The sequence below is a fragment of the Alcanivorax sp. HI0044 genome, assembly GCF_001634945.1.
Window position 1 is genome coordinate 1 of record NZ_LWEZ01001134.1, and the last position, 6753, is coordinate 6753.

Annotated in this window: 6 protein-coding genes; all 6 read right to left on the reverse strand. The window is 61.9% G+C overall.

Annotation, left to right across the window (positions count from 1 at the left end; all coding sequences use genetic code 11):
• Positions 1 to 1203: pyridoxal phosphate-dependent aminotransferase (locus tag A3730_RS13880; protein WP_063538271.1), on the reverse strand; the 1203-nt coding region annotated here is incomplete at its 3' end.
• A 16-nt stretch (positions 1204 to 1219) separates the two neighbouring features.
• Complete coding sequence (locus A3730_RS13885; protein WP_063519186.1) at positions 1220 to 2641, reverse strand: amidase; 1422 nt, start codon at positions 2639 to 2641, stop codon at positions 1220 to 1222.
• 83 nt (positions 2642 to 2724) lie between these two features.
• Positions 2725 to 3696 (reverse strand): D-2-hydroxyacid dehydrogenase, encoded by a 972-nt coding sequence (locus tag A3730_RS13890; protein ID WP_063519187.1) that lies wholly within the window; start codon positions 3694 to 3696, stop codon positions 2725 to 2727.
• Positions 3697 to 3838: 142 nt separating this feature from the next.
• Entirely contained in the window at positions 3839 to 5086 is a 1248-nt protein-coding gene (locus tag A3730_RS13895; RefSeq protein ID WP_197468539.1) for an aspartate aminotransferase family protein, read from the reverse strand.
• Positions 5087 to 5179: 93 nt separating this feature from the next.
• Positions 5180 to 6319: an isocitrate/isopropylmalate dehydrogenase family protein gene (locus tag A3730_RS13900; RefSeq protein WP_063519189.1), complete on the reverse strand. Its 1140-nt coding sequence runs from the start codon at positions 6317 to 6319 to the stop codon at positions 5180 to 5182.
• A gap of 174 nt (positions 6320 to 6493) precedes the next feature.
• Positions 6494 to 6753, reverse strand: a 260-nt coding sequence (locus tag A3730_RS13905; protein ID WP_156501206.1) for an aldehyde dehydrogenase family protein, incomplete at its 5' end; no start/stop codon positions are given.

The following is a 6753-nucleotide window of genomic DNA, read 5'->3' on the forward strand; positions in this document are numbered from 1 at the left end:
ACTGAAGTTTTGTTTCTCCATCCAGGGAATGATCCGTTTGAAGGCTTCTTCGATCTGATCCAGTGAGGTGGAGTAGCTGATGCGCAGGGCGTTGCGCCCGGCGTCCCCGAAGGTGTCGCCGGAAATGGTGCAGACTCCGGTTTCGCGCAATAATTTCAGCGCCACGTTGGCCCCGTCGACACCTTCCGGTAGCGAGGGGAATAGATAGAAAGCGCCGTCCGGTTTGTAGCCGGTAAGGTGTGGCGTCTGTTCCACCAATTCCACCAGCCGATCCCGCCGGCGCTGATATTCCTCCACCATGTTGTCGATAAACTGGTTGCTGCCACGCAATGCGGCGACGCCGGCCCACTGGCAGGGCGTGTTGGCCACCGTGGTGGTGAACATGTGGTAGCGGCGCAGTTTCTTGATGGCCCCCTGGCTGCCAATCAGCCAGCCGACACGCATACCGGCCATGGAAAAGGTTTTCGAGAAACTGCTGATCACCATGACGTGGTCCAGGTCCGGGCAGCTGGACAGGACGCTGGGGTAATGCTTTCCGTCGTAGATCAGGTGGTCATAGACCTCGTCGCTGATCACATGGATGCCGCGATAGGCCGCTTCTTCGACAATGGCTTCGATGGTTTCTCGTGGGTAGATGGTGCCGGTGGGATTGCTGGGGGAGTTGAGAATCACCGCGAAGGTATTGGGCCCCATGGCGTCAATCACTTCCTGGGGATCCAGCTGATGGTTGTTCTCGGCGCGGGTGGCAATGTTGCGCACGATGCCACCGTTCATGCGGATCAGTGGACCGTAGAGCATGAAAGACGGGTCCGGCACGATGAATTCCCGGCCGGGGGCCGAGGTGGCCGTCAACGCCAGATACAGGGCTTCGGTGGCGCCCGTGGTCACCATGAAGTTTTCCGGCACCAGGGTGCGTTGATAGCGTTTGCTGTAGTACTCCGCCAGCGATTCCAGCAGCTCCGGCAGGCCGGCGTCCATGGTGTAACCGGTCTGGCCAGCGTAGAGCGCATCCACCCCGGCCTGAATCACGTGCTCCGGCGGTTTGAAGTCGGGCTGGCCGATGGACAGATGAATCACATCGTCCAGGTCTGCAGCCAGGTTCACCATGCGGCGGATACCCGGCACCGGAATGGTCAACAGCGCCGGGTTCCAGATCGGGTCTTCGCTTTCGTAAAAATCCGTGTCCAGATTACTGTTTCCCATAACTTGTCTCCTTTTCTCAGGCGCCTTTGAGCAGTTCATCCAGCATGGGGGGCAGGTGTGCAAACGGCTGGGCCTGTTCAAAGGCGTGGCCAGCGGCGAGCACCCGGGCATCGTCGAAACGGGCACCGACAATTTGTAGCGCCATGGGCAGGCCGTTGCTGCTGAGCCCCAATGGCACAGACAGTGCCGGCTGGCCGGTCAGGTTGAAGGGGTAGGTGAAGGGCGTCCAGGTGGGCCAGCGGGTGCTGGGCCAGTCAACGGGGACTTCCCGGTTGGTGTCGAAAGCCTCGATGGGCAAGCAGGGAGTGATCAACAGGTCGTACTTGGTGTGGAATACGGCCATACGTTCACTCACCGCCATGCGTTCGTTCATGGCGCCCAGGTAGTCCAGCATGCTCAGTTTTTCTGCCTTGGCGGCTACTTCCACCAGTGCCGGGTCCATCAGGCTGCGCTGGCGTTCGCCCAGGTCGCGCATGGCATTGGCGGCGCCGCTGTAGAACAGGTGGCTGAATGCGGCCAGCGGGTTGCTGAAGCCCGGGTCGACTTCGCTGACGGTGGCGCCCAGTGACTCGAAAACCCGGGCGGCTTCGCGGGTGGCTTTCTCGATTTCCGGGTTCACATCGGCATAACCCAGCGTGGTGCTCAGGGCGATGCGCAGGCCTTTGATGGGCTGTTGCAGGGCGGCCACATAATCAATGCCACGGCGTGGCGCGGCCAGACTGTCGCGGGCATCGGCTTCGCTCATGACGGTCATCATCAGCGCGGCGTCAGCCACGGAGCGAGTCATGGGCCCGGCGTGGGCCAGGGTGCCGAAGGGGCTGGCTGGCCAGTGGGGGACTTCGCTGAAAGTGGGCTTGTGGCCGACGATGCCGCAGAACCCGGCGGGAATGCGGATGGAGCCGCCCGCGTCGGTGCCCAGTGCCATGGGCGCCATGCCGGCGGATACGGCGGCCGCGCTGCCGCCACTGCTGCCCCCGGCAGTTTTGCTCGGGTCCCAGGGATTGTTGGTGGGGCCACACAGGGGGCTGTCGGTAATCCCTTTCCAGCCAAACTCGGGGGTGGTGGTCTTGCCCAGCGGCACATACCCGTGGCGTTCCAGCGCGGCAACGGCGGGGGAGCGTTTTTCCAGGGTGCTGGCGGGATCAATGGTTTTCGATCCTTTCAGGGTGGGCCACATGGGGGTAAGGAAAACGTCTTTGACCGCAATTGGCACCCCGTCAAGCAGGCCGTCGGCGTTGCCGTTCTGGTAGCGCTGTTCCGCTTCGCGGGCCCATTGCAGGGTGGTATCACGGTCGATCAGGCACCAGGCGTTCAATGCCTCATCGTGCTTTTCGATATGATCCAGCAGGGTGGAGCAAACTTCCACCGGTGATAAAGCGCCCGTCTGGTAGGCGGCTTTGAGCGCCTGGGCGCTCATGGTCAGTAGTTCCTTGCTCATCGGCATACCTCCTGGTTTGACGCTTATCGCTTGGAGTCAGAAGCCGGGGCTGGGTTGCCGTGTCAGGCATCCGGCGTCGGGCATCAAGCGCTACTTACATAGCCGTGTTCCTTGCTGACCGGGTTGTCCAGTGGCTGCCCCCGGCGCCAGCGGTGGAAGTTATCAACAAATTGCTGGCCCAGCGCCTGGCGCCAGCCAATGAAGTCCCCTGCCATATGGGCCGAGATCATCACCTTGGGGTGATTCCATAGCGGGTGGTCGGCGGGCAGGGGTTCTTCTTCGAACACATCCAGGGCCGCCCCGGCCAGCCGGCCTTGTTGCAGGGCCTGCAGCAGGGCGTCGGTGCGCACGATGGGGCCGCGACCCACGTTGACGAGAGCTGCGCCGGGCTTCATCTGCCGGAAGGTGGCGGCGTCGAAGAGGCCGTCGGTGTCCGGTGTCAGCGGTGCGGTGACCACCACATAGTCCGCATCACCGAGCAGCGCAGGCAAATCCTGCTGTCGGTGGACCCGGTCAAAGGCGCTGTCCTGGCGTGCATGGCGGGCGGTGCCGATCACGTTCATGCCCATGGCGCCGAGCACCGTGGCCACTTCCCTGCCAATAGAGCCGGCGCCCACGATCAGGGCATTGGCGCCGCGCAGCATGCGGGTTTCCCGGTGTTGCCAGCGGTGCTGTTCTTTCAGTGCCAGGTTGCCGAGCGTGTCCTTGGCGAACATCAGCAGGGCGCCCAGCACGTATTCGGCGATGCCGCGGTCGAAAATGCCGCGGGCGTTGGTGACCACGATGTCACTGTGTTTGATCGGGTCGATCATCAGCGCATCCACGCCGGCACTGGTGGCATGGACCCAGCGCACCGGGCAGTTATCCGGCCACACTTCCTCCAGCAGGTCGGTGCGGAAATCGGTGACCACCAGAATGTCGGTCTCCGGTAGCGCGCTTTTTAACTGTGCCGGTGTCCGCGCTTCCTGAACCCGTGCCAGGCCGTCCAGAGACTCCAGACCGGGCAGGGCGGGTTCGTCTTCGGCCAGCAGGACGGTGATGGTGGTGTCTGTCATCGAATCTCCTTAAATTCAGCGGCCAGCTATTAGCTTCTAGTTACTCCGCACTGGCAAGAGTGGTGCGCGGTGAAAGCCTTGATGCAATTACTGCTTCGAAACGCGTTGTTGTAGCTAGCAGCTAGTAGCTCGAAGCTGCTCTTCACGTCTCTTTCAGTGCGGCATCAAACAGTTCTACCGCTTTTTCGATTTCCGCTTCGGTGACGGTGAGCGGTGGCAACCAGCGTACCACCTGGCCCTGGGTGCCGCAGCGCAACATCAGCATGCCGTTATTCTCACAATGCTTGAGCAGCTTGCCGGCGCGGTCGCCATCCGGGGTGTGGGGGGCACTGACAATTTCCAGGCCCAGCATGAGCCCCATGCCGCGAATTTCATCAATGCAGTCATGCTGTTTTTGCAGGCCCTGCAAGTGAGTAAGAAGCTGCTGGCCGAGCTTGTCGGCACGGGGCACCAGCTGCTCTTCCTCAATGACGTCCAGGGTGGCCAGGGCCGCCGCGCAGGCCACCGCGTTGGCGCCGTAGGTGCCGCCCTGGGAGCCGGGGTAGCCGTGGGTCATCAGGTCACGGCTGGCGGCAATGGCGGATAGCGGATAACCACTGGCCAGCCCTTTGGCGGTGATAATAATGTCGGGTTTTACATCGAAATGTTCGTGGCTCCAGAACTTGCCGGTGCGGCCGAAACCGGCCTGGATTTCATCAGCAATCAGCAGGATGCCATGTTTGTCGCAGCGCTCGCGCAGGCCTTTCATGAAGGCGGCCGAGGCCGGGTAATAGCCGTACTCGCCCTGCACCGGTTCGATAATCATGGCGGCGGTGTCGGCCGGGTTGCACTCGGTGGCGAAGATATGGTCCAGCTCGTTGAGGCAGTCAGTGACACACTGATCCATGTCCTGCTTATAGCGATAGGCATGGGGGAACGGCGCAATGCTGACCCCGGCCATCAGCGGTTGCCAGCCGGTACGCACCTTGCTGGTAGAGGTGGTCAGCGAGGCCGCAGCCAGGGTGCGGCCGTGGAAGCCGCCGCGAAAGGCGATGAGATTGGTGCGGCCGGTGGCCTGGCGTGCCAGGCGAATGGCCGCTTCCACGGACTCGCTGCCGGAGTTGGAAAACGCTACCGCGTCAAGCCCTTTGGGCAGGTGTTCATAGAGCCGGTCGGTGAGGGCCAGCATGTTGGGGTGAGTGACGGTGGCGTACTGGGCGTGAACCAGCTTGGCGACCTGAGCCTGCGTGGCGGCGACCACTTTGGGGTGACAGTGGCCGGTGGAGGTCACGCCGATGCCGGAGGTGAAGTCCAGCCAGCGGTTGCCTTTTTCATCATAGAGCCAGCTACCTTCGCCGCGCTCCGCGCAAATCCCGCTGGACTGAACCAGTAAGGGGGACAAATGACTCATGGTGCCTCCTTTCTCATTGCTCATTGCCGTCGTTGTCTGATGCCTGCGGGATGAAAATACGCCCCGCTGGTGCATTGACGTTACCGGCCCGTGTTACGGAGCCAGCAATGCGTAAAGCCGTTGTCCTGTTTCCCGGGTCCCGTTGGTCAGCGTGGGGTCATTTCCCCCGGCCAGGTCCGCCGTTACCGTGTCATGCAGATGTTGTGCCGCATTGCCCAGAGCCGGGTGGTAAGGGGCGAGCCATTCCAGGGTCATGGCCAGGCTGAGCAGGGTGGCGCGGGGGTCGGCCTGATTCTGCCCGGCGATGTCCGGTGCGCTGCCGTGAACCGGTTCAAATAGGGCCGGAATGCTGCTGTCGGCCGGATTCAGGTTGGCGGATGGGGCGAGCCCGGGGCCGCCGCAGAGCACCGCCGCCAGGTCGGTGAGAATGTCGCCGTGCAGGTTGCTGGCCACCACCACATCGAAACGCCAGGGGCACTGGACAAATTTCATGCAGGCCGCATCCACCAGTTCGTGGTGGGTGTCCACATCCGGATACTCCTGGGCCACGCGCAGGAAGGTTTCGGTGTACAGGTCGCCCCAGAAAGGCTGGGCATTACGTTTGGTGATCAGGCAGACCTGTGAGGCTTTTTCGTTTTTGAACTGGCGCGGCCGATGACGTTGGGTCGCCCGCTGGCGGGCCCGTTCAAAGGCATGGCGGATCAGCCGTTCGGTGGCTGAGGCAGTGAACACTTCCACTTGGGTAGCCACTTCGTGGGGCGTGCCGGCTCGCAGGCGACCGCCCTGGTTGCTGTATTCCCCTTCGCTGTTTTCGCGAATCACCAGCATGTCCACATCGTTGGCGCGGGGATCGCTGAGGTACTGGGGCGCGCCGGGCTGCCAGCGGGCTGGCCGTTCACAGGCCCACAGGTCCAGTTGTTTGCGCAGTGCCAGCAGCGGCGAGAGAGAAATGCTGTCGGGCAGCACAAAACGGTCCGGATCATCCAGTGGCCCCGGATCGCCCAGCGCACCCAACAAAATGGCATCAAAGGCGCGTAACTGGTCCACGCCATCATCCGGCATCATCTGCCCGTGTTGCTGGTGCCAAGCGTGGGACGGCCAGGGGAAAGAGTGACAGGACAGCGGCAACTGAAAGCGGTCAATCAGCAGTGTTAGTGCTTGTTCGGCCACGGCCATGACTTCAGGGCCGATGCCGTCGCCGGGGAGCAGGGCGATGTTTAGCCGTTTCGTCATCCTTAACTCCGAGTTGCGAGTTTAAAGTTGAAAGTTAAAACGCGGAGAACGGTAATTGTGTTCTCGGCCTGTTGAGCTTCGCGCGGTTTGGGCTGTGTACGCGGGCACTGATGTTTCGCGTGCTTAATACTCTGTCGCGCCTTTCAACTTTTAACTTTCAACTCGTTCCTGCTCTTAACTTCCCATGCACAGGTATTTGGTTTCCAGGTACTCTTCCATGCCCTGGTGGGAGCCTTCGCGGCCCAGGCCGGATTCCTTGACCCCGCCAAACGGGGCGGTGGCATTGGAAATCAACCCTTCGTTGACGCCGACCATGCCGCTTTCCAGTGCCTCTGCCACGCGCCAGCAGCGGTGGATATTGTCGCTGTAGAAGTACGCTGCCAACCCATAGGGGGTGTCGTTGGCGATGCGGATGGCGTCTTCTTCCGTTTTAA